Below are 21,964 nucleotides of genomic sequence, written 5' to 3'. Positions count from 1 at the left end.
CGGCGCCGCTGCACCGGGCCGCGATGTGGCAGGCGGCGCGCAGCGGGCTCGCCGGCGAGCTGCTCGACCTCGAACAGCACCCCTCGCGGTTGCCCGCGGCCGAGGCGGTCCGGCAGCTCGTGACCCGGCTGCGGCCACAACTCGAGGAGTTCGGCGACTGGCAGACCGTGTCCGACCTCGCCGAGGCCACGCTCGCCCGGGGCAACTCGGCCGACCGGCAGCGCGCCGCCTTCGCCGAGAGGGGACGGCTCGACGACGTGGTCGACCTGGTCGTCCGCGAGACGCACGGCCCCGCCGCCGGGCTCGACGACCCGGCGCCGACCCTCGTGGGGTACCGGTTCCGTGCCGGCGACGAAGCGATCGGCCCGGGACTCCACCCCCGCCCGGCCTACCGGGACGTCGCCGGCTTCTTCCAGCAGCTCGGCGCGACCGAGGCCCGCGCCCGCGCCGTCGCACGGGACGCCTGGTGCGAGCGTGCCGGTCTCGGGTTCGGCGTCGGCGGCGACCACCGGGCGTTCCACTGCGACCTCGTGCCCCGCATCGTCACGCGGCACGAGTGGAGCCGCCTCGAGGCCGGCCTGACCCAGCGCGCCCGGGCGATCGAGGCGTTCCTCCGCGACGCCTACGGTGAGCGCCGGGTCGTCGCGGACGGCGTGCTGACCCACGAGCAGGTCGTCGGCGCGGCGGGGTGGCGGACCGAGGCCACCCGGCTGCCCGCGGACGCCGTGCGCGCCGCGGTGCAGGGTTTCGACCTCGTGCGCGACGAGCTCGGTGGCTGGCGCGTGCTCGAGGACAACGTCCGGGCACCGAGCGGGGCCGCGTTCTCGATCGCCGTGCGACGGCTGCTCGACGAGGTGGTGCCGGACGCTCCGCGGCCGGCGGGGCTGCTCCACCCGACGAGCGTGTTCTCGGTGCTGAGGGCGACGCTGCTGGCGCACACCGCGCCTCCTCGGGGCGGGGGCGAGCCGGTCGGCGCGCTCCTCAGCGAGGGCCCCGCGAGCCCGGCCTGGTACGAGCACCGTACCCTCGCCGAGGGCGCGGGGCTGCTGCTGCTGCAGGCCGACGACGTCGAGGTCCGGGAGGCGCGGGTCGTCGACCGCAGGACCGGCGCCGTCGTCGACGCGCTCTACCTGCGGCTCGACCGCGAGCTGGTCGACGTGCACGCGCCGCACGACCCGTTGCTCGGCGAGCACCTGATGGACGTGGCGGCGGCGGGCGACGTCGTGCTCGCCAACGCCCCCGGCAACGGGCTGGTCGACGACAAGGCGATGTACTGCGCGGTACCCGACCTCATCTGGTACTACCTGGGCGAGCGTCCGCTGCTCGAGTCGGTGCCGACCTACCGGACGGGCGACCCGGCCGAGCGGCTCGCGGTGCTCGACCGGGTGGGCGAGCTCGTCACGAAGCCGGTCGACGGCGAGGGGGGTCGCGGCGTCCTGATCGGCCCCTCGGCCAGCGCGGCGGTCGTGGCCGAGCGTCGGGCCGAGATCGCCCGGGACCCGTCGGGCTGGGTCGCGCAGGAGGTGGTGACGTTGTCGTCGCACCCGACCCTGACCCCGACCGGGCTGCAGCCCCGGCACGTCGACCTCCGCTGCTTCGTCTACCTCACCGGCACCGGGGCGGGCGAGAGCGTGCTCGCCGACCTGGCGCTCACCCGCGTGGCGCCCGAGGGCAGCATGATCGTCAACTCGTCGCAGGGCGGGGGCGCGAAGGACACCTGGATCGTGGGCGTCTGACCCGTCGGCGTGCCCGAGGGAGGCGCGGTGTCGGCCCGTGCCCCGTCACCGGTCAGAAGGGCCCGGCGGCCTTCGCGATCGCCTCGAACAGGGCGGTCGTGTCGTCGTCGCGGCGCTTGACCGACGTGCCGATCGTGCCGCCGGGGGAGTGGACCTCGGCCGAGACCCGGCTGCCCTTGTCGGACGCGGCGAAGTCGAGCCTCACGGTGTCCGTGCCGCTGGCCGACGCCGACCGACGCAGAAGCGTGGCCCCCGTCTCGTCGGCGTCGCCCAACGAGAACGTGGGGCTCGCCTGCAGTGCTCGACGCACGAGGCCGGGCAGCATCGCCACCGGCAGCTTCAGGTCGAGCGTCGCTCGGGTCACCTCGGGGTCGCCTCGGACGATCTGGGGTCCACGCGTGTCGGCCATGGTCGGAGCGTAGTGCCGACGGACGGCTCCGTCGATCACCTGGGGGCAGTGGACCATGAGGATCTCTCGCTCACCTGCGTCGTCCCCCTACGCTGGGCTCGTGAGTGAACAGACCCTTCCGCCTGGCTCGGGCGGCGTCCCCCTGCCCCCGCCACCCTCGGCGGACGAGATGCGGGCGACGAGCGAACGGATCGACGAGCTGACCCGGGTGTCCGAACTGCGGGGCATCGACGACACCGACGCCCAGGCCGACCTCTGGGACGCGCTCTTCGCCCTCGACCGCTGGTGGTTCATCGCCCGTGGCGAACTGCCCGACGTGCAGCCCCTGGTGGCCGACGTCGACGGACGTCCGATGGTCCTGGCCTTCACGTCGCCCGAGCGGGCGCGGCAGCACGGCTTGGCGCGAGGGCTGTCGGACGAGGAGGCCGGCCGGCTCCTCGCCCTGCCGTCGAGGGGCTTCGTCGACGATGCCGTCGCGCGGGAGCGCACCGGCGTGTTCGGCGTCCTCTTCGACGTCGAGGGGAAGGGACCCTATGCACCCCTGGGTGCACTCGACGCCATGCGGAGGTTCGGCGTCGATCGGCGGGCGCGGCGCACAGCAGAAGCGAACGGCTCGACGTCCACGCCGCCGGCCGGTCCGGACCGCTTCGCCCGCCCGACGGACGCGCCGGTGCTCGTGGTCGCCCACGACGGTCGGCGGCTCCAGCGTCAGCTGGTGGGTTCAGGCACCGGAGTCCTCCTCGCCCTCGCCTTGCTCGCCGCCCTCGTGACGTGGGCGATCACCAGCACCGCGCTGCTCTGGTTCGTGGTCGCCCTCTGGACATTGCCGACGTTGTTGCCGATCGCGACGTTCTCCGAGTACGTCGGAGCCGTGCGCCGCCGTGGCCGGCCGTCCTTGTCGGTCCACGCGTCGGCGATCGTCATCGACGGCAGCGTCGTCGTGCCGTGGGACTCGGTCACCCGGGTGAGCTGGGTCGACGGGCCGGCCGGCCCCCTGGCCGGCGCGGGCGGGAGGTCGGTGCGACGGCTGTCGATCGTCGCCCGTCTGTTCGCGATCGGCGACGGGAAGCGGCTCGTCAACTTCCACCTGCGGGACCACGACGAGGTGCGTCGGCACGCCGGCAGCGAGGGGACGACGCGACTGGTCGACCCGACCCGCGCAACGCCGTCGCTGCCGGCGGACGCCGCCCACGCCTACGTCGTCCTCACCGACGCCCTCGGCTCGACCGACTTCGCCGCCATGACCGGCGTGTTGCAGCGCCTGGTCGAGGACCGCGGGCTCGGCTGGTCCCGCGCGGTCGAGTAGGCGACAGGCCGCCGCGGAGCCGCGTCGGGGTCGCAGTGGCGCCGCCGCCGCACCCGGGCCTCACCCGGCCGGCCGCCCTACGCTGGACCGATGCCGAGCCCCGACCCGTCCGACCCCCGCCGTCCGTCGAGCCGTCGCGGCCCGTCGGGCACCGCAGCACTCACCTGGGGAGTCGTGCTGCTCGCGATCGCCGTCGTCGGGTCGCCGATCGGCGCGTCGGTGCTGCTCGTCGGACTCGTGGCGCCCGGTCGGCAGTCGTCCGTCGACGTCGTGGTCGCCCTCGCCGTGGTCGCCGTCCTCGTCGCCGGCGGCGTCGTGCTCGTGAGGATCGGTCTGGGGCAGCGCCGTCGAGCCCGGCTCGAGAAGGTCGTCGACCGGGCCGCCCCGCCGGCGGGACCGATGCCGGTGACGCGGCCCGCGCCTCCTCGGGTGGCTCCCGGCAGCGCGGCACCGGTCGTCGTGCCGCCCCCTGTGGTCGACGCGACGCCGGTGCGGACCACGGCCGTCGTGGTCGACGACCCGGTCGCCCTGTGGCGCTCGGCGTTCCGACTCGAGGCCTGGTGGTTCGTGGACCGCGGCACGGCCGGGGCCTCGAGGCCCTTCGCCGTCGTGGACGAGGGCACCCCGACCCTGCTCGCCTTCACCTCGCCCGAGCGCGCTCGGGACGCCGCCCTCGCCCGCGGCCTCGACGCGTCGTCGGCCGACCGGCTGGTCTGGCGCGCGCCCGCCGACTTCGTGGCCGACGTCGGCACCTACACGCGTGCCGGGTTGAGGCGTCTCGCCCTCGACCCCGACCAGCACGGGGCGTCCGGCACCCTCGCGGCGCTGCCCGAGATCGCGCGGCTCGTCCGGCACTGACCCGCCGGGCAGGCCGTCCGCTCAGTTCCAGCGGTAGCCGTGCTCGGGTCGGCCCGGGCTGCCGTACCGGGGTTCGCGGGTCGCCGCCCCCGTGTCGGCGAGGTGCTCGAGGTACCGGCGGGCGGTCACCCTCGACACCCCGGCGGCGTCGGCCACCTCGCCCGCGGACGGTGACCCGCCGCGACGCAGCACCGCCACGACCTGCTCGAGCGTGGCCGGCGCGAGGCCCTTGGCCAGCGTCGGTGCCGGTGCCCGGCGCAGGGTGGCGAACCCCGAGTCGACGTCCGACTGGGTCACCTGCCCCTGCCCGGTCGCCAGCGACTCGCGGAACGCCCGGTAGGCCCCGAGCCGGTCGGCGAACGTCGCGAACGTGAACGGCTTGATCAGGTACTGGACGATGCCGAGCGACACCGCGGTCCGCACGACGGAGGCGTCCCGTACGGCCGTGATCGCGATGACGTCGACGCTCGACCCCGCCGCCCGCAGGGCCCGGCAGAGCTGCAGGCCGTGCGTGTCGGGCAGGTTCATGTCGAGCAGCACGAGGTCGAGACCCCGCCCGTGGGGGCCGCCGAGCGCGCGGACCGCGTCGAGGGTCTCGCGTCCGTCCCGCGCCCGGCCGACCACCTCGAAGCCGTCCAGCCGGTCGAGGTACGCGACGTGCGCCTCCGCGGTCAGGGGCTCGTCCTCGACGACGAGCACGCGGACCGGGTCGACGGACGAGGAGGCGCCGGTCACGACCGCACCCCACCCCGACGTCGGGCGGCGGTGTCGACGTCGTCCGGCCGCCGGTCGGGCAGCAGCACCGAGAAGGTGGTCCCGTCGGGTCCCGTGGCGACGTCGAGCCGACCTCCGACCCGACCCACGGCCTGACGGACGAGCGCGAGGCCGATGCCGCGTCCGCCCGCCGACGTCGGCTTGGTGCTGAACCCCCGCCGGAAGGCGAGCTCGACGTCGTCGAGCCCCGGACCGTCGTCCTCGACGTCGAGCTGGACGCCGCCCTCGACCCGGGCGACGGTCACCTCGACCCGGGGCGGGCGGGCCGGGCGGCCGGTGGGATCGGGGGAGGGGGCAGGGGCGTCGAGGGTCGGGGCGACCGCGTCGAAGGCGTTGTCGACGAGGTTGCCCAGGATCGTGACGAGGTCCCCGGGCTCGACGTCTATCGTCCCGAGGTCGGGCTCGACGTCGACGCGCAGGTCGATCGACCGTTCGCGGGCCTGCGCCGCCTTGCCGAGCAGCAGGGCGGCGAGCGTCGGCTCGTCGATCAAGGCCACGACCCGGTCGGCGAGCCGCTGGCCGAGGTCGAGCTCGTCGGCCGCGAACCGGAGGGCCTCGTCGCCACGTCCGAGCTCGATCAGCGACACGATCGTGTGCAACCGGTTCGAGAACTCGTGGGTCTGCGAGCGCAGCGCGTCCGAGAGGGTGCGCATGGTCTCGACCTCGCCGGTGAGGTGGGTGAGCTCGGTGTGGTCGCGCAGGGTCGTCACGGTCCCGAGCGTGCGGCGGGAGCGCGGTCGGGCGGCGCCGGTGACCGGGGGCGCGCCTCCTGACGGCGTCGCGCCTCCTGACGGTGTCGCGCCTCCTCGTCCGGTCGAGGGCGACGGGTGGGACGGGCCCTCGGTGGGTTCGGTGACCTCCTGGTTCACGACCAGCACGCGATCGTCGGTCACGTGCACCTCGTCGGAGGCGCGGCGTCCGGAGGCGAGCAGCTCGCGGAGCGAGTCGGGCAGTTGCAGGTCGGTCAGCGGGACGGGAGCGGCGATGCCCCCGGGCGGCAGGTCGAGCAGCTCGGCCGCCTGGTCGTTGTAGAGCGTCAGCCGGCCGCGGTCGTCGACGAGCACGAGACCCTCGCGCACGGAGTGCAGCACGCCCTCGTAGTACGCGAACATCCGGGCGAGTTCCTCGGGGCCGCGGCCCCAGGTCACCCGCCGCAGGTACCGGCTGAGCAGCCACGAGACGACGCCCCCGAGCACCACGGTCGCCCCCGCGGCGGCGAACACGAGCGGCAAACGCTCGCCGACCGACTGCGTGATGGTGTCGACCGTGACGCCGGCCGACACGAGGGCGACGACCTCGCCGTCGCCCTCGATCGGCACGACCGCGCGCACCGACGGGCCGAGGGTGCCGGCGTAGGTCTCGGTGAACGACTCTCCGCGGAGGGCCGGGGTGATCGTGCCGACGAACGCGCGGCCGATCTCGTCGGGGTCGGGGTGCGTCAGGCGCGTGCGGTCGGGCCGCATGATCGTGACGAAGTCGGTCGACGTGTCGCTCATCAGGGCCACGGCGTAGGGCTGCAGACGGGCGCTGGGGTCGGACGTCCCCAGCGCGTCGACGACGTAGGGGTTGTCGGCGATCGAGGTGGCGAGTGCCAGGCAGGCCCGTGCCGCCGAACGATCGGCGTCGTCGCGGGCCGACCGGATCGTCCAGGCCGTCGCCAGCAGGGTCACGGCGACGACGAAGACCACGAGCAGGGCGAACAGCCGGGTGGCGATGCTCCACCGGGTGGGGTCGACGGTCATCTCGGGCGGGCTCCTCGCTGCGCTGCGGCCGGGGTCCATCATGACGCACCACCGGCGCGACCAGTATGACCACAACGTCGACGCCCACCCGGCGACCGGCGAGAGTCACGGCGACGAACCCCGCACGACCGTCGACGACGACGCCGCCGGTCACGAGCTCGAGGAAGACCCCCATGGCAAAGACGCACAAGGGCCCGCAGACCCCCACCCCCGGCGGAACGACGACGACGGGCGGCGTCCGCGCCCGGCGTCGGATCGACCGCTCGCACTGGCTCTACATCGCGGTGATCGTGGCCGTCGCGGCCGGCATCGTCGTCGGTCTCACGGCACCCGAGGTCGCCGTGCAGCTGAAACCGATCGGCACCGCCTTCGTGTCGCTCATCTCGATGATGATCGCGCCGGTGATCTTCTGCACGATCGTGCTCGGCGTCGGCTCCATCGCCAAGGCCGCGACCGTCGGCAAGGTGGGCGGGCTCGCGCTCGGCTACTTCATCGCGATGTCGACCTTCGCCCTGGCCATCGGCCTCGTGGTCGGCAACCTGATCCACCCGGGCGAGGGCCTGATGATCGGCTCGACCGGATACGAGGCGCCCGCCGCCGAGGAGGCCGGTGGCACGGCGGGCTTCCTGCTCGGCATCATCCCCGAGACGCTGGTGTCGTCGCTGACCAGCGGCTCCATCCTGCAGACGCTGTTCGTGGCCCTGCTCGTCGGCTTCGCCCTGCAGCGCATGGGCGATCGGGGCGCGACGATCCTCGAGGGCGTCCGCAACCTGCAGGTGCTGGTGTTCCGCATCCTCGCGATGATCATGTGGGTCGCCCCGATCGGCGCGTTCGGTGCGATCGCCGCGGTGGTCGGCGAGACCGGCGTCGCCGCCATCGTGGCGCTCGGCACCCTGATGGTCGCCTTCTACATCACGTGCATCCTCTTCGTCGCCGTCGTGCTCGGCACGATCCTCAAGCTCGTCACGGGCGTCAACATCTTCCGGGTGATGAAGTACCTCGGACGCGAGTACCTGCTGATCGTCTCGACCTCGTCGAGCGAGGTCGCGCTGCCGCGCCTCATCGCCAAGATGGAGCACCTCGGCGTCTCGAAGCCCGTCGTCGGCATCACCGTGCCGACCGGCTACTCGTTCAACCTCGACGGCACCGCGATCTACCTGACCATGGCGTCGCTCTTCATCGCCAACGCCATGGGCACGCCGCTCAACGTCGGCGAGCAGGTCTCGCTGCTGCTGTTCATGATGATCGCCTCGAAGGGTGCCGCCGGCGTCACGGGTGCCGGCATCGCCACCCTCGCGGGAGGCCTGCAGGCGCACCGGCCCGACCTGGTCGACGGCGTCGGCGTCATCGTCGGCATCGACCGGTTCATGTCCGAGGCGCGCGCTCTGACCAACTTCACGGGCAACGCCGTCGCGACGATCCTCATCGGCACCTGGACGAAGCAGATCGACAAGGACCGCGTCGAGACCGTGCTGTCGGGTCGCGCGCCCTTCGACGAGGCGACCATGAACGCGGACGGTCACGGCGCCTCCTCGGGGTCGGACTCGGGCTCGGGGTCGGACTCCGCTTCGGCCGGCCCGGCCGCCGCGCGCCTGCTCGACGGTCGCGCGGGTGGGCTGGGCTCGCTCGAGGGCACCTCGCCCGACCGCATCTCGACCGGCTCGCTGCACGCCCTGGTCGGCACCGACGGTCGGCGGGCCGACGAGCACCTCGCCGACGCCGCCGCGGACGACGAGCCCCGTCGCGGGTAGGGCCCGCCTCGGACCCCAGATCGTCGCCGAGACCCCCGTGCGTGCGCGGGGGTCTCGGCGACGTCCCGGGGTCTCGCCGTCCGCCCGTCGACCCGCGGCGGGTGCAGCGTGCAACATCCGTGTCGGAGGCGTACCGTCGCACCCGATGTGCGGTCACGCCCCGCGGTCAGAGCCGACCGACCGGGCCCCGCAGGACGGAGCCACCATGCTCGCCGGACGCCTCGACGTCAGCACCCGCCACTTCTCGGTCACCGAGGTGCCCACCCCCGACGCCGGCCCGGGGCAGGTGCGCATCGCCGTCGCCGCCGCCGGCGTCTGCCTCAGCGACGTGCACCTGATCCAGGGGGCGCTCACGCCGCTGCACCTGCCGAGCGACACCGTCACCCTCGGCCACGAGGTGGCCGGCACGGTCGACCAGGTGGGCGACGGCGTCACGCACGTCGCCGTCGGCGACCGCGTGCTGCTGCAGGCCGGCGAGGAGCGCGACGGCCAGGTCTTCACCCGTGGCGTCGACTACGACGGCGGGTGGGCCGAGTTCGCCGTGGCCCGCGCCGACACGGTCGTGAAGATCCCGGACTCCCTGCCGTTCGAGCAGGCCTGCTTCATCCCCGACGCCGTGTCGACTCCCTGGGCTGCGCTCACCACGACCGCCGACACCCGGCCCGGCACGGCGGTCGGCGTCTGGGGCGTCGGCGGCCTCGGCGCCCACGCCGTCCAGCTGCTCTCCCTGCTCGGCGCCGCGCCGATCGTCGCGGTCGACCCCCTGCCCGGTGCCCGGGCCCGGGCGCTCGAGTTCGGTGCGGACCTCGCGCTCGATCCCGCCGACCCGGACTTCGCCGTGGCGCTCGGCCGGGCGACCGGTGGCCGCGGACTCGCCCGGGCCTTCGACTTCGCGGGGGTGCCCGCCGTGCGCGAGCAGGCCATCGCCTGCCTCGGATACCGGGGACGGTTGACGCTCGTCGGCCTGTCGGACCAGCCGATCACGATCACCGACGGCACGAAGTTCAGCTTCCTGCAGCAGCAGGTCCTCGGCCACTACGGCTCCGAGCCCGCCGACGTCACGACGCTCGTCGCGCTGACGGCCCGGGGGAGGCTCGAGTTCTCCCGGTCGGTGAGCGCCACCGTGCCGTTGGCCGAGGCCGAGCGGGCGGTGCAGATGCTCGAACGCAAGGAAGGCGACCCGATCCGGATCGTGCTGGTCCCGTGAGCGACGCGACCCGCGCCTCCTCGGTCCCGGGCGAGGGTGACGACCGCCCCGCCGGTGGTGACGACCGCCCCGCCGTGGGAGGCGTCGAACACGTCGACCTGCTCGTCGTCGGCGCCGGCCTGTCCGGAGTCGGCGTGGCGGCGCAGCTCCGCCGGGACTTCCCCGGCCGCAGCCTGGCCGTCGTCGAGGCCCGCGCGGCGATCGGCGGCACCTGGGACCTCTTCCGCTACCCGGGGGTCCGATCGGACAGCGACATGTTTACCCTCGGCTACGGGTTCCGACCCTGGCGCGACGCGCGGGCGATCGCCCCGGGCGAGGCGATCAGGGAGTACGTCCGTGACACGGCCGACGAAACGGGCGTCGCCGGGCTGATCCGGTTCGGGCACCGCGTGGTCGCGGCCGACTGGTCCTCCGCCGAGGCCCGGTGGACCGTCACGATCGAGGTCGCGAGCGCGGTGGCAGCGGACGCGTCGTCCACCGCCGGCGAGGAGCCGAGCGCAGGAGGCGCGGGTGCCGCCCCGGCGGCTCGTCGCGTCACGATCACGTGCTCGTTCTTGTTCGTCTGCTCGGGGTACTACCGCTACGACGAGGGCTGGTCGCCCGCGTTCCCGGGGCAGGACTCGTTCGCCGGACGCGTCGTGCACCCCCAGCACTGGCCGGAGGACCTCGACGTGAGCGGCAAGCGCGTGGTCGTGATCGGATCGGGGGCGACGGCGGTGACCCTGGTGCCCGCCCTCGCCGAGGGCGCCGAGCAGGTCACCATGCTGCAACGTTCGCCGACCTACGTGCTGTCCCTTCCCTCGCGCCGGAAGGAGCCCCGCGCCTGGCGTCGGCTGCTGCCACAGGCCGTCGACGACCGGCTGATCCGGTGGCGCAGCATCGGCATGGCCTTGCTCAGCTTCCAGACGAGCAGGCGCTCTCCCGAGAAGATGAAGGCGTTCCTCCGGGCGCAGGTGGCACGGCGCCTGCCGGACGACTTCGACGTCGACCGGCACTTCCAGCCGAGCTACGACCCGTGGGACCAGCGTCTCTGCATCACCCCGGACGGCGCGCTGTTCCGGGCGTTGCGCTCGGGGTCGGCGTCGATCGTGACCGACGACATCGACTCGTTCACGGCCGACGGCATCCGGGTGGCCGGTCGCGACGGCCAGCGGGCGCACGAGCTGCCCGCGGACGTCGTCGTCACGGCGACCGGGCTCAACCTGTTGCTGTTCGGCGGCATGCGGTTGTCGGTCGACGGGGTGGAGGTCGACCCGGCGACCCAGCTGACCTACAAGGGGTTCATGCTCTCGGGGGTGCCGAACCTCGCGTTCGCCATCGGCTACACGAACGCGTCGTGGACGCTGAAGATCGACCTCGTCGTGCACTACGTCGCCCGGCTGCTGCGTCACGCCGATCGTCACGGGTACCGGTCGGCCGTGCCGATCGCGCCGGAGCGGCCGGGACCGACGAGCCCGCTGATCGACCTGACGAGCGGGTACGTGTCGCGCGGGGTGCACCTGATGCCCCGGCAGGGATCGCGGTCACCGTGGCGGATGCACCAGAACTACCCACGCGACGTCTGGTTGATGCGGCACAGCACCCTGACCCGGGACGGCATGCGGTTCGAGCGCTGAGCGAGCCCCGGCGGTCTCGCGTCGGACGACGCGGTGGCCCGCCGGGCGACGACGCGGCGGCCCGCCGGGGACGACTCAGCCGACCACCGCGAGGGCGAAGGGCAGCACGGCGGGGGCCCCGGCGCGGCGCAGGTCGCGTCCGGCCACCGTGAGCGTCCAGCGGCTGTCGACCAGGTCGTCGACGAGCAGCACCGGCCCGGACACGTCGGCGAGGGCCGCGGCCAACTCGGGGCCGACCTCGAAGGACTGCCAGACGTCGGCCAGACGGTAGACGCTGTTGCCGCCCTGGCCGCGGCCGGCCGAGGGGCGGGCGCTGCCGAGCGTGCCGAGCAGCGGCAACCGCCCGACGGTGCTGATCGCCTCGGCCAGCGACCCGACGAGCTGCGGCCGTGACGTCGACGGCATCGCGACGACCCCCACCGGGCGTTCGGCCCACGGCCACTCCTTCAGGACGCGCACGACCCCGTCGAGCAGGTGCTTCGACAGGGGAGCGTCGGGGGCGGTTGCCGCGAAGACCTCGCGGAGGGTGTTGCCCCACCCCAGGTCGGTCAGTCGGGCGAGCGCCCGACCCGGCTCGACCCGTTCGCCCTCGGGGATCTTGCCCTTGACGGCGACCCCGGCCCGGTCGGCGCCCGTGGGCCACTGGGCCCGGGGGTCGATCTCGACGCCGACCCGGTCGAGGGTGCTCGCGGCCGAGGTCGCCGCCTCGCCGACGATGTCGGTCGGGTACCAGGTGCCCGCGCAGACGTCGCACCGCCCGCAGGGCTCGGCGGCCGGATCGTCGAGATCGACCTGCAACATCTGCATGCGGCAGGTCTGGCCGCGCTCGAACGCGAGCATGGACTCTTGTTCGGCGACCCGGGCCGCGGCGATGCGGTCGTAGCGTTCGGCGTCGTAGACCCAGGGCTGGCCCGTGCTCACCCAGCCGCCCTGGACCCGGCGGACGGCACCGTCGACGTCGAGCACCTTGAGCATCAGTTCGAGCGGGGTGCGCTTGACGTCGACCCGCGCCTCGAGGGCGGGCGTCGACAGCGGCGTCTCGCCCAGCTCGGCCAGCACGGCCGCCGCCCGCGCCTCGGAGGGCATCGAGGCCGTGGCGAAGTACTGCCAGATCTCGGCGTCCTCGGTGCCGGGCAGCAGCAGCACGTCGGCGTTGTCGGTGGCGCGACCCGCTCGGCCGATCTGCTGGTAGTACGCGACGGGCGACGACGGCGCGCCGAGGTGGATGACGAAGCCGAGGTCGGGTTTGTCGAAGCCCATGCCGAGGGCGCTCGTGGCGACCAGTGCCTTGAGGTCGTTGCCCTTGAGGCGCTGTTCGAGCTGTTCGCGTTCTTCGGGGTCGGTGCGGCCCGAGTAGGACCGCACGTCGTGCCCGGCCTCGCGCAGCAGTCGGGTGGTGTCGTCGGCCGCCGAGATCGTGAGCGTGTAGATGATGCCGCTGCCGGGCAGGTCGGCGAGGTGGCTGAGCAGCCAGCCGAGTCGGTCGCGCGAGGTCGGCAGCTGCAGCACGCCGAGACGCAAGGAGGCGCGCGCCAGCGACCCCCGGATCGTCAGCACCTCGTCGCCCGGCCCCACGGCGAGTTGCTCGGCGACGTCGGCCACGACGCGGGCGTTGGCCGTGGCCGTCGTGGCCAGGACGGGCACGCCCGAGGGCAGGGTGCGGATGAGGTCGGCGAGGCGACGGTAGTCGGGCCGGAAGTCGTGGCCCCAGTCGGAGATGCAGTGCGCCTCGTCGACGACGAGCATGCCGAGCCGGGCGATGAGCACGGGCAGCTGCTCGTCGCGGAACCGCGGGTTGTTGAGTCGTTCGGGGGAGACGAGCAGCACGTCGATCTCGTCGTCGACGAGCTGCTGCTGGACGTCGGACCACTCGTGGGCGTTCGCCGAGTTGACCGCGACGGCCCGGACCCCGGCCCGGGCGGCGGCGGCGACCTGGTCGCGCATGAGGGCGAGCAGGGGGGAGACGAGCAGCGTCGGGCCGGTGCCGCGTCGACGCAGCAGCAGGGTGGCGATGAAGTACACCGCCGACTTGCCCCAGCCGGTGCGCTGGACGACGAGGGCCCGGCGACGATCGGCGACGAGCGCCCGGATGGCCTCGAGCTGCCCGTCGTGGAAGACGGCGTCGTCGCGCCCGGTGAGCGCCCGCAGCAGGTCGAGTGCCTCGGCGTCGATGTCGGTCGCGGTGCTCGTCGGTGTCATGGCCCCATGCTCGCAGAGGCCACCGTCACCCGCCGGACGGACGGAGGGCGCGACCACCCGACGTCGGGGGTCGCGCCCTGGGGACGAGACGAGGGAGGCGGGTCAGCCCGCCGAGGAGTCCGAGCCCGGCTCGGCCGGGGGAGTGGCCCGCTTGCCGAGCTCGACCGCCACGAACGAGGCGACGACGCCGGCGACGAGCGCGAAGACCGTTCCGCCGGCACCCCACGACTTCTTGCCGAAGAGCTGGTCGACCGACGGCCCGCCGGGGCCCGAGGCCAGGGCGGCGGCGGCGGCGATCAGGACGGCGTTGTACTCGTAGCCGCCCTCGGTCACCCACGGGCCCTTGGAGAGGTGCACCTTGCGGACGGCGGTGACCATCGTGCCGACGATGCCGGCGGCGGCGAGCGGGGTCGCCGCGCCGAGGGCGAGGGCGGCACCGCCGGCGGTCTCGGTGACCGCGACCAGACGGGCGTTGCGGGCGGCGGGGTGCATCCCCGTGCCGGCCATCATCTGCTCGGTGCCGGCGAGTCCGGGACCGTCGAAGGCGCCGGTCAGCTTCTGGAGTCCGTGGCCGACGAAGAAGCCGCCGACGGTCAGGCGGAGGAGGGTGGATGCGAGGCTCATGCACCGTTCCTACCCGGTGTGGGCCGTCGCCGTCCGCGGCGGGGAGCGTCCGGTCCGCCCGCTCGTGTCAGGATCGGGGGATGCGCGCCGTCCAGTACGACCAGTTCGGGTCGATCCCGACCATCGTCGACCTCCCGGCACCCGTGCCGCCCGCCCACGGCGTCGTGGTCCGCGTCGCGGCCACGGGGGTGTGCCGGAGCGACTGGCACGCCTGGAAGGGTCACGACGACTCGGTGCGCCTTCCCCACGTGCCGGGCCACGAGTTCGCGGGCGTGGTGACGGCGGTGGGTGCCGACGTCGCCCGGGTCGCCGTCGGCACCCGCGTGACCGCCCCGTTCGTCTTCGCCTGTGGCACGTGCGACGAGTGCCGTGCCGGTGCCACCCAGGTGTGCTCGCGTCAGCAGCAGCCCGGCTTCACCCTTCCCGGCTCGTACGCCGAGTCGTTGGTCGTCCCGCACGCCGACGTGAACGTCATCGCCCTGCCGGACGAGGTCGGCTTCGTCGAGGCGGCGGCGCTCGGCTGCCGCTTCGGCACGGCGTACCACGCCCTGCACGCCCGGGCCCGCGTCCGGGCGGGTGAGTGGGTCGCCGTCTTCGGCTGCGGCGGAGTGGGTCTCTCGGCGGTCGCCGTGGCGGTGGCCGCCGGTGCTCGCGTCGTCGCGTCGGACATCTCGCCCGCCGCCCTCGAACGGGCCGCCGAACTGGGTGCCGAGACCGTCCCCATGGACGACCTCGCCGTCGACCGGGTCCGAGCCCTCACCGGGGGAGGCGCCGACGTCGCCCTCGACGCGTTCGGCAGCCGGGTGACGTCCGTCGCGTCCGTCGCGTCCCTCCGTCCGCGGGGTCGACACGTCCAGGTGGGCCTGCTGCTTGACGACGACGCCGCCCCGGTGATCCCGATGGGGCGGGTGATCGCCGACGAACTCGAACTGTTGGGCAGTCACGGCATCTCGGTGGGCGAGTACGCCGCGATGCTCGACGACGTCGTCGCGGGCCGACTGCGTCCGCAGGAGTCCATCGGTCGGATCATCGCCTTCGACGACCTGCCCGACGCCGTGGCCGCCATGGACCGGCCGGCGACCACCGCCGGCATGACGGTGGCCGTGTTCTGACCCGATCTACCTCAGTCCTCGAAGGTTGGTGACGCTCAGCCAGATCAGGCAGAGCATGCCGATCAGCGTGAAGTACGACCCCGACTTCCCCGGATCGAGGACGATCAGGACGATCGAGGCCGCCGCGATCGTCACGGCGACGGCGAGGAGGACGCGCCACGTGGTGCGGCCCGTCGGGGGCGGGGGATTCGAGGTCATCCTCCATGCTGTCATCCCTCCCCGGCGTCCGCGAGGGGCCCGGTACGGGGAGGATGGCCCCATGACTGCACTCCAGGGAATCGACGTCGCGGCCGAACTCCGACAGGTGACCGAGCACTGGACGCCGCGGGTCGTCGGGCAGGTGAACGACCAGTACGTGAAGGTCGCGAAGCTGCTCGGCGAGCTCGTCTGGCACGCGCACGACGCCGAGGACGAGATGTTCCTCGTCGTCTCGGGCACCTTACGCATCCAGCTCCCCGACGACCACGAGGTGCTGCTCACCCCCGGGCAGTTCCACGTCGTGCCTCGGGGAGTGCCGCACAACCCCGTCGCCGACGACGAGGTCGAGATCGTGCTGATCGAGACCACCACGACGGCCCACACCGGTGACGTCGTCGTCGACCGCACCGTGCCCGTCGACCGTCAGGTCGGCGACTTCCGCTGACGACGACCGGCCTGGCATCCGCCCTCGCACCCGCTCGGGCACTCGGCCTCGGGACCGCACCCGGCAGGCCGCCCCGGCGTCGCCAGCGGGCGGCGACTCAGGTGAGATCGCGGGAGAAGCTCGCGATGTCGGCCGCGAGCAGCTCGGGTTCTTCGTGCGGTGCGAAGTGTCCACCCCGCGGCATCTCGGTGAAGCGGACGACGTCGTGGGTCCGTTCCGCCCAGCGGCGCGGGGGATGCACCAGGTCGCGGGGGAACACCGCGACCGCCGTCGGGACGCTCACCCGGATCACCGGGGTCGTTTGCCCGGCAGCGTGCTCCCAGTACGGGCGCAGGGCCGTGGACGCCGCGCCGGTGAACCAGTACAGCGAGGCGAGCTCGAGGAGGTAGTCGTCGCTGAAGCGCGTCGAGACGTCACCGGCGCAGTCGCTCCAGGCGCGGTGCTTCTCCAACAGCCACGAGAGCAGGCCGACCGGTGAGTCCGACAGGGCGGGTGCCAGGGTGAGCGGGCGCGTCCGTTGCTGGTGTTCGTAGGCGCCCTCGGTCGCCGACCACGAGGCGACCTCGTCGAGGTGTGCGCGTTCGTCGGATGCGAGACCGGCAGGGTCGTACTCCGGGGGACCGCCCACGGCGAGCAGGTGGATGCCGGCCACCTCCTCGGGGTGGCTCTGAGCGAGTCGGGAGGTGATGCCCGCCCCGAGATCGCCGCCGTGGGCGACGTAGCGGGAGAACCTGAGCTCGTCGGTCATGAGACGGTGCCACAGCTCGTGCGTCTGGTCGCCGAGCGTGGGTCGGGGCGGCGAGAACGGGAACCCCGGCAGCGCGGGGACGATGACCGTCATCGCGTCGTCGGGGTCGCCTCCGTGCTCGGACGGCCGTGACAACCGCCGGGCGAGCTCGACCAGTTCGAGTGCCGTGCTCGGCCAGCCGTTCGTGAGCACCACGGGCAGTCGCTTCGAGTCCTCGCCCTCGAACCGGAGGTACGACAGCGCGGTGCCGTCGAGGTCCACCGAGCCCCACGGCAGCGACGCCATGCGGCTCTCCCGGGCTCGCCAGTCGAAGCCGGTGACCCAGTGCCGCGCAAGGCGGCGCAGGACGGCTTCGTCGGTCCCCGCCTGCCAGGCGTCCACGGGCCAGCCGGTCGCCCATCGGGTCGATCCGACACGGTCGAGGAGGTCGGTCAGGTCGGCGTCCGACACGGAGAGGTCCATGGCCTCATCTTCCCGTGATCAGGCCGTCGACCCCGAGGAGGCGCGGGGCGCGTTCCCGAGGACGGCGCGAGCCACCGTGTCGACGGCGTCCTCGACGAGCGCGTCCCGGGCGTCGGCGTCGTCTCGCTCGGACTCGTGCACGACGATCGTCGCGCCTCGCCGGGCGCCGACGTAGTCCACGATCCCGTGCTCGATCTGCGTCCGCATCGCCGTCTCGTAGCCGTGCCGTTCGTACGTCCCGGCCGAGTCGCCGGCCACGGCGAGGAAATGCACGGTCAACCTGCCGAGCCGGCGGCGCGTACCGCCCTCGGGGTCGATCTCGAACGCCCACCCGTTGACGAAGACCCTGTCGATCCAGCCCTTCATCAGGGCGGGCATCGACCACCAGTAGACGGGGAACGCCAGGACGAGGTGGTCCGCCCGGTCGATCCGCTCCTGTTCGCGCACGACGTCGGCGGGAACGGTCCGGTGGCCACGGTAGGCCGCGCGGTCCGCCGTGCCGAAACGTGGGTCGAACCCTTCCGCCGCGAGGTCGGCCAGCTCGACCGTGCCCGGCGGCAGGGCCTGCACGAGCCGTCGGGCGACACCGGAGGTCAGTGAGGCGTGATCGGGATGGGCGGTGACGATGAGCGTGTTCACGGCGACCAGTCAATCCGGTCCCGCTGGGCACCCGTCGACTGGGCAGGGCAGGGCAGGACCGGACAGGACAGGACAGGACAGGACAGGGCAGGGCAGGGCAGGGCAGGTCAGCCGCCGCGGGTCCACTCCGCGACGAGCGAGACGGTGTGGGCGTACTCGGCCAGCCGGGGCCGGTTCAGGAAGGCATGGCGGGTGCCCGGCAGGACGTGGTGCCGCACGTCGACCCCCGCGTCGGCGAGCTCCCCGGCGAACACGTCGCCCGAGGCGCGCATGTTGTCGCGCTCGGCATTCACCACGAGCGTCCGGGGGAACCCCGTGAGGTCGTGACCTCCGGGGAAGGCGAGCCGGTCGGCCAGCGCGGTCCGCGAGCCGGCGTAGTTGCGGTTCATCACGTCGAGCGCCCACCTCGCGTGGCTGAGTCCCCGGTGGCCGCCCGACCGGTGGCGTGCCTCCGCCATCCGGGGGTGCGCGGGGTGGAAGAAGCCGTAGGCGAAGACGGCGCCGACCGGAGGGCGACCCTCGTCGATCGTGCGGAGGGTGGCCGCCGCGGCGAGGCACGCCCCCGCGCTCGCGCCTCCGACGATGACGCCCTCGGGCGACCGGTCGGCCACCTCGCCGTAGGCCGTCACCACGTCGTCGAGTGCCCCCGGGTACCGGCTGCGCGACGGCATCAGCCGCCCGGCCACGAGACCGCGACCCGGAGGAGGCGCGAGGCGGTAGTCCACCGTGGCGACCCTCACCCCGCGTGCGGCGAGCGACCGCGCCACGTCGTGCGCCTCCGGCTGGTCGAGCCCCCCACGGAAGAACCCACCGCCGTGCAGCCAGAGCAGCGTCGGCCCGGGCGAACCCGTCGACACCGGCCACGGCTCGTACCAGCGGACGGGCACGGGGACCCGGACGGTCCCGCCACCCGGGGCGGCGAGTAGTCGGCTCATGCCCCGTCGACCGCGTCGTCGGGCAGGACCACCAGGTCGAGGTGGTCCCGCAACTGCTGCACCACGTCGATGCGGTCCGGGTCGAGCAGCCACTGCAGCTGGATGCCGTCCCACAGGGCCACGAGCCCGGACGCCGCCCGGTCGGGGTCGACCCCGGGGCGCAACCGACCCCGCGCCTCCAGCGCTCGCAGGGCGTCGCCGTACTCGGCACGCAGACGCTCGAAGCGCTCACGCACGTAGTCGCTGCCGGGGTTGCCGGTCGTGACCGCCTCGCCTGCCAGCACCGCGTAGAGCGCGATGAGTCCGGGCACCGTCTCGTTGTGTCGCGCCTGCCCGAGGACGGTCCCGATCAGGTCACCTCGGTCGGGAGGCTCGGCGGAACGGTCCGAGACCGTGTCGCGACGTTCGAGCACCGCGAGCAGCAGCGCGCTCTTCGACGGGAAGTAGTGCAGCAGGCTCGTCTGGCTCATGCCGACGACGTCCGCCACGTCACGGAGCGACCCGCCGACGTAGCCCTTGGTCGAGAACACCTCGAAGGCCGCCTCGACGATCGCGAGCCGGCGTTCGGCCGACTTCGCGTACGGGCCGCGACGCGTGGGACGAGAACCGTCGGCGCCACCCGTGGGCGCGCCTCCTGGGTCGCTCGTCGTCGAGCCGGTCGTCGTCATGATCGGCCACTCTACGACCTCGCGGACACCTCGCCCGTGAAATTCGAGCGACCACTCGAATTTGTGTTAGCGTCGCTGACGCCACGGCCCCACGACGAAGTGAGATGAACATGAGCCCGATTTCCCGACGGCAGTTGCTCGGCCTGGGGGTGACCGCCGGCGCCACTGCCATGCTCGCCGGCTGCGCCACGCCCGGGACGACCTCCGTGAACTCCCTGCCGACCATCCCCGCGGCCGACGGCCCGGTCAAGCTCCAGTACTGGGCCTGGCTCAAGGGCCTCGACCAGGTCACCGCCCTGTACAACAAGAGCCAGTCGCGCGTCCAGGTCGAGACCGTCTTCATCCCCGGCGGCAACGCGGGCGGCTACCAGAAGCTGTACTCGGCGCTCGCCGCGGGGGCCGGGCCCGACATCGCCCAGGTCGAGCTGCGCTCGCTGCCCGAGTTCCTCCTCGCCAACGGCGTCGTCGACCTGAAGCGCTACGGCGCCGACCAGTACGCCGACCTCTACGACCCCACGCTGTGGAACCAGGTCAGCTACACCGACGGCGTCTACGCGATCCCTCAGGACAGCGGCCCGATGGGCATGTTCTACCAGCCCGCCGTCTTCGACACGGTCGGCGCCGGCGTCCCCGCCACGTGGGACGAATGGGCCGCGGTCGGCACCGAGCTCAAGGGGGCCGGCGTGCTGATGGACTCCTTCCCGCTCGCCGACGCCTCGCTCTTCGCCGCCTACGCCACCCAGGCCGGCGCCTCGTGGCTGCGCGCCGAGGACGACGGCTGGGTCATCGACATGACCGACGAGGCGACCCTGACCGTCGCCCGGTTCTTCGACAAGGCGATCGACGACGGCATCGTCACGACCGCCTACGGCGCCTACACGCCGGCCTGGTTCTCGGCCGCCAGCGCGGGCACGATCGCCTCCGTCGCGACCGGCTCGTGGGGTGACGCCCTGATCGAGGGCGTCAGCGGCGCCGAGGGCAAGTGGAAGTGCGCCCCGCTGCCCACCTGGCAGACCGGCTACGCGTCGAGCTTCCTCGGCGGCTCGACCGCCGCGATCCTCGCGAACAGCCAGCACCCCCAGGAGGCGCTGGACTTCGCCGTCTGGATGACCACGACCCCCGAGGGCATCAACGCCCTCATCGAGTTCTGCGGCATCGGTTGGTCGCCGGCCCGCGACGTCGTCGGCTCGCTGCGCGAGCAGCCCAGCCCGTTCTTCAGCGGTCAGAACTACAACCAGGAGGTCTTCGTGCCCGCCACGAAGGAGTCCTCGCAGAACCAGGACTGGAGCTGGTGGCCCATCACCCAGCAGTCCTTCAACATCCTGAGCGACGGGTTCCGGGGCAAGGCGTCGGGCGGCACGCTCGTCGACGCCGTGGCCCAGGCCGAGAAGGACATCATGGCCGTCTTCCAGAACAAGGGCCTCACCATCCGGAAGGCGAACGCATGAGCGCCGCGACCGACACCAGGCCCGACGCGGCGACCGACTCGACCCGCGCCTCCTCGGGGCCCCGTCGCAGCAGCTCGAAGGGCGCCGTCAAGCGGGCGCCCTGGGTGCTGCTCGCGCCGTTCCTGGCGCTCTTCGCCCTGACCTTCGTGATCCCGATCGTCATCGCCCTCTTCTCGAGCTTCACGAAGGTCACCCGCAGCGGCCTGTTCGGCGAGGGCGGCGTGACCAGCGGCTTCGCCGGCTTCGACAACTACGCCCAGGTCATCGGCGACCCCAACTTCGTCGCCTCGATCGGCCGCATGTTCCTGTTCGGCATCGTCCAGGTGCCGGTCATGCTCATCCTCTGCACGGTGCTCGCGCTGCTGCTCGAGTCGGCTTCGGCGAAGTGGCCGGGCGTGTTCCGCGCCGCGTACTTCCTGCCGTACGGCGTGCCCGGGGTCATCGCGACCATCCTCTGGTCGTTCCTGTACGTGCCCGGTCTCAGCCCGATCATCGACATCGGCGAGGTCTTCGGCGTCACCCCCGACTTCCTCGGCGCGAACACCGTGCTCTGGTCGATCGCGAACATCGTGACCTGGAGCTACACCGGCTACAACATGCTGATCATCATCGCCCAGCTCAAGTCGATCCCGGTCGAGCTGTACGAGGCCGCCAAGGTCGACGGTGCGTCGTCGTTGCGCGTCGCGTTCAGCATCCAGCTGCCGCTGATCCGTCCGGCCCTGCTGCTCACCGCCGTCTTCTCCATCATCGGCACCCTGCAGCTGTTCGCCGAGGCCCAGGTGCTGCAACGCGTCTCGCCGGCGATCGACAGCCAGTACACGCCCAACCTCAGCGCGTACACCACGGCCTTCGCCTACAACGACTACAACGTCGCGGCCGCCCAGTCCGTGCTGATCGCCCTCGTCGCGTTCGCGCTGTCGATCACGTTCCTCAGCATCACGAACAGGAAGCAGAAATGAGCCTCTCGACGAAGGGCGCCGAGCACGCCACCGAGACCGAGTCCATCGTGACGGCGCAGGGTCGCGGCCGCGGCGCCGAGAAGCCCGCCCGCCGCCGCGCCCGGAGCGCCGGCCCCGACCGCACGGCC

Annotated in this window: 20 protein-coding genes; 10 read left to right on the top strand and 10 right to left on the bottom strand. The window is 73.1% G+C overall.

All coding sequences use genetic code 11. The features are described 5' to 3' along the window. A partial coding sequence (locus tag IFT36_RS09170; RefSeq protein WP_200412949.1) for a circularly permuted type 2 ATP-grasp protein occupies positions 1-1,736 on the top strand: 1,736 nt, incomplete at its 5' end. Between the two features lie 52 nt (positions 1,737-1,788). Here IFT36_RS09170 and IFT36_RS09165 read toward each other — a convergent pair. After that, positions 1,789-2,145 (bottom strand): hypothetical protein, encoded by a 357-nt coding sequence (locus tag IFT36_RS09165; RefSeq protein ID WP_157485264.1) that lies wholly within the window; start codon positions 2,143-2,145, stop codon positions 1,789-1,791. A gap of 100 nt (positions 2,146-2,245) precedes the next feature. Between IFT36_RS09165 and IFT36_RS09160 the strand changes: the two genes are divergently transcribed. Together IFT36_RS09160 and IFT36_RS09155 are read left to right on the top strand one after the other, a co-directional pair. Further along, on the top strand, positions 2,246-3,451 hold the full coding sequence (locus IFT36_RS09160) for a hypothetical protein (protein WP_200412948.1): 1,206 nt from the start codon (positions 2,246-2,248) through the stop codon (positions 3,449-3,451). A gap of 90 nt (positions 3,452-3,541) precedes the next feature. Then, positions 3,542-4,309: a hypothetical protein gene (locus IFT36_RS09155; RefSeq protein WP_200412947.1), complete on the top strand. Its 768-nt coding sequence runs from the start codon at positions 3,542-3,544 to the stop codon at positions 4,307-4,309. 21 nt (positions 4,310-4,330) lie between these two features. Here IFT36_RS09155 and IFT36_RS09150 read toward each other — a convergent pair whose 3' ends face one another. Continuing rightward, complete coding sequence (locus IFT36_RS09150) at positions 4,331-5,044, bottom strand: response regulator (protein WP_200412946.1); 714 nt, start codon at positions 5,042-5,044, stop codon at positions 4,331-4,333. After that, positions 5,041-6,825 (bottom strand): sensor histidine kinase, encoded by a 1,785-nt coding sequence (locus IFT36_RS09145; protein WP_200412945.1) that lies wholly within the window; start codon positions 6,823-6,825, stop codon positions 5,041-5,043. The genes IFT36_RS09150 and IFT36_RS09145 overlap by 4 nt, the downstream gene beginning before the upstream one ends. A 173-nt stretch (positions 6,826-6,998) precedes the next feature. On the opposite strand from IFT36_RS09145, the gene IFT36_RS09140 reads away from it, so the two are divergent. From IFT36_RS09140 to IFT36_RS09130, 3 genes are all read left to right on the top strand, one after another. Further along, complete coding sequence (locus tag IFT36_RS09140) at positions 6,999-8,576, top strand: cation:dicarboxylate symporter family transporter (RefSeq protein WP_200412944.1); 1,578 nt, start codon at positions 6,999-7,001, stop codon at positions 8,574-8,576. 205 nt (positions 8,577-8,781) lie between these two features. Beyond that, entirely contained in the window at positions 8,782-9,783 is a 1,002-nt protein-coding gene (locus IFT36_RS09135) for an alcohol dehydrogenase catalytic domain-containing protein (RefSeq protein WP_200412943.1), read from the top strand. Continuing rightward, positions 9,780-11,399 carry a flavin-containing monooxygenase gene (locus IFT36_RS09130; protein WP_307785072.1) on the top strand — a complete coding sequence of 540 codons (1,620 nt, stop codon included), beginning with the start codon at positions 9,780-9,782 and terminating at the stop codon, positions 11,397-11,399. The genes IFT36_RS09135 and IFT36_RS09130 overlap by 4 nt, the downstream gene beginning before the upstream one ends. Before the next feature lie 75 nt (positions 11,400-11,474). On the opposite strand, the gene IFT36_RS09125 is transcribed toward IFT36_RS09130, so the two are convergent. Together IFT36_RS09125 and IFT36_RS09120 are read right to left on the bottom strand one after the other, a co-directional pair. Beyond that, the gene (locus IFT36_RS09125) at positions 11,475-13,598 is read right to left on the bottom strand and encodes a RecQ family ATP-dependent DNA helicase (RefSeq protein ID WP_200412942.1); all 2,124 of its coding nucleotides are present in this window, start codon (positions 13,596-13,598) and stop codon (positions 11,475-11,477) included. Positions 13,599-13,700: 102 nt separating this feature from the next. Beyond that, a complete protein-coding gene (locus IFT36_RS09120) occupies positions 13,701-14,222 on the bottom strand; it encodes a DoxX family protein (protein WP_056044783.1) in 522 nt (173 codons plus the stop codon). An 80-nt stretch (positions 14,223-14,302) separates the two neighbouring features. Between IFT36_RS09120 and IFT36_RS09115 the strand changes: the two genes are divergently transcribed. Continuing rightward, entirely contained in the window at positions 14,303-15,334 is a 1,032-nt protein-coding gene (locus tag IFT36_RS09115; protein ID WP_200412941.1) for an alcohol dehydrogenase catalytic domain-containing protein, read from the top strand. Between the two features lie 6 nt (positions 15,335-15,340). Here the strand turns inward: IFT36_RS09115 and IFT36_RS09110 are convergent, their stop codons facing one another. Continuing rightward, on the bottom strand, positions 15,341-15,532 hold the full coding sequence (locus tag IFT36_RS09110; protein ID WP_056044780.1) for a hypothetical protein: 192 nt from the start codon (positions 15,530-15,532) through the stop codon (positions 15,341-15,343). Positions 15,533-15,593: 61 nt separating this feature from the next. Between IFT36_RS09110 and IFT36_RS09105 the strand changes: the two genes are divergently transcribed. Next, entirely contained in the window at positions 15,594-15,977 is a 384-nt protein-coding gene (locus tag IFT36_RS09105; protein ID WP_159825181.1) for a cupin domain-containing protein, read from the top strand. A gap of 97 nt (positions 15,978-16,074) precedes the next feature. On the opposite strand, the gene IFT36_RS09100 is transcribed toward IFT36_RS09105, so the two are convergent. From IFT36_RS09100 to IFT36_RS09085, 4 genes are all read right to left on the bottom strand, one after another. After that, the gene (locus tag IFT36_RS09100) at positions 16,075-17,187 is read right to left on the bottom strand and encodes an epoxide hydrolase family protein (protein WP_200412940.1); all 1,113 of its coding nucleotides are present in this window, start codon (positions 17,185-17,187) and stop codon (positions 16,075-16,077) included. 18 nt (positions 17,188-17,205) lie between these two features. Further along, the gene (locus IFT36_RS09095; protein WP_200412939.1) at positions 17,206-17,826 is read right to left on the bottom strand and encodes an NAD(P)H-dependent oxidoreductase; all 621 of its coding nucleotides are present in this window, start codon (positions 17,824-17,826) and stop codon (positions 17,206-17,208) included. Between the two features lie 107 nt (positions 17,827-17,933). Further along, positions 17,934-18,761 (bottom strand): alpha/beta hydrolase, encoded by an 828-nt coding sequence (locus IFT36_RS09090; protein WP_056044771.1) that lies wholly within the window; start codon positions 18,759-18,761, stop codon positions 17,934-17,936. Next, positions 18,758-19,429 (bottom strand): TetR/AcrR family transcriptional regulator, encoded by a 672-nt coding sequence (locus IFT36_RS09085; protein WP_056044769.1) that lies wholly within the window; start codon positions 19,427-19,429, stop codon positions 18,758-18,760. Before IFT36_RS09085 ends, IFT36_RS09090 begins: the two co-directional genes overlap by 4 nt. A 110-nt stretch (positions 19,430-19,539) precedes the next feature. Between IFT36_RS09085 and IFT36_RS09080 the strand changes: the two genes are divergently transcribed. Further along, complete coding sequence (locus IFT36_RS09080; protein WP_056044890.1) at positions 19,540-20,877, top strand: extracellular solute-binding protein; 1,338 nt, start codon at positions 19,540-19,542, stop codon at positions 20,875-20,877. Beyond that, positions 20,874-21,836 carry a carbohydrate ABC transporter permease gene (locus IFT36_RS09075; RefSeq protein ID WP_056044767.1) on the top strand — a complete coding sequence of 321 codons (963 nt, stop codon included), beginning with the start codon at positions 20,874-20,876 and terminating at the stop codon, positions 21,834-21,836. Before IFT36_RS09080 ends, IFT36_RS09075 begins: the two co-directional genes overlap by 4 nt. Positions 21,837-21,964 lie beyond the last annotated feature (128 nt).

Origin of the sequence: Frigoribacterium sp. CFBP 13605 (assembly GCF_014839405.1) — a bacterium.
Classification (GTDB): domain Bacteria; phylum Actinomycetota; class Actinomycetes; order Actinomycetales; family Microbacteriaceae; genus Frigoribacterium.
This window is presented reverse-complemented; position numbering and strand designations above follow the sequence as displayed.